This window comes from Scandinavium tedordense, assembly GCF_024764965.1.
Classification (GTDB): Bacteria; Pseudomonadota; Gammaproteobacteria; order Enterobacterales; family Enterobacteriaceae; genus Scandinavium; species Scandinavium tedordense.
Genome location: NZ_JALIGG010000033.1, coordinates 1 through 1,056, shown reverse-complemented (window position 1 = coordinate 1,056; position 1,056 = coordinate 1). Strand labels below are relative to the sequence as shown.

The 1,056-nt window shown below is 53.7% G+C and carries 1 pseudogene; it reads left to right on the top strand.

What is annotated here, in order from left to right:
- Positions 1 to 11: 11 nt before the first annotated feature.
- Positions 12 to 1,000 (top strand): annotated as a pseudogene (locus MUU46_RS00180) (IS5 family transposase).
- The last annotated feature ends 56 nt before the right edge of the window (positions 1,001 to 1,056 follow it).

The window sequence follows — 1,056 nt, the reverse complement described above, 5'->3', positions numbered from 1 at the left end:
GGCTTTGTTGAATAAATCGAACTTTTGCTGAGTTAAAGGATCAGATCACGCATCATCCGGCAACACGGGTCGTCCCATGGCAAAACAGAAGTTTAAAGTCACTAACTGGCGCAATTACAACAAAGCCCTCATCAACCGCGGCTCCGTCACTTTCTGGCTTGATGACGAGGCTATTCAGGCCTGGTATGAGCCCACCACACACACATCGCGGGGGCGGCCTCAGCACTATTCTGACCTCGCCATCACCACCGTCCTGGTCGTTAAACGTGTATTCCGCCTGACCCTGCGAGCCGCACAGGGCTTTATTGATTCCATTTTTGCCATGATGGGTGTTCCTCTTCGCTGTCCGGATTACTCCAGTGTCAGCAAGCGGGCAAAGTCGGTTAACGTCAGTTTTAAAACACCCACCCGGGGTGAGATTGCGCATCTGGTGATTGATTCAACAGGGCTAAAAGTCTTCGGTGAGGGTGAGTGGAAAGTCAAAAAACACGGCAAAGAGCGCCGTCGTATCTGGCGAAAACTACATCTGGCTGTTGATGCGAGTACGCATGAAGTCGTCTGCGCGGACCTGTCGCTGAACAACGTCACGGACGCTGAGGCTTTCCCGGGGCTTATCCGGCAGACCTACCGAAAAATCAGGTCAGCGGCGGCGGACGGAGCTTACGATACACGGCGATGCCATGACGAACTGCGTCGCAAGAAAATCAGCGCGCTCATTCCTCCCCGAAAGGGAGCGGGCTACTGGCCCGGTGAGTATGGAGACCGCAATCGTGCTGTTGCGAATCAACGGCTGAGCGGGAGCAATGCCCGGTGGAAATGGACAACAGATTACAACCGTCGGTCGATAGCAGAAACGGCGATGTACAGGGTAAAGCAGTTGTTCGGTGGTACGCTGACGTTGCGTGACTATGATGGTCAGGTTGCAGAGGCTTTGGCCATGGTGCGTGCGCTGAACAAAATGACGAAGGCAGGTATGCCAGAAAGTGTACGTATCGGCTGAGAGCCGGAGCTGTTACAGGGGAAACTCGCCTCAAATCTGATTTATTCAACAAAGCC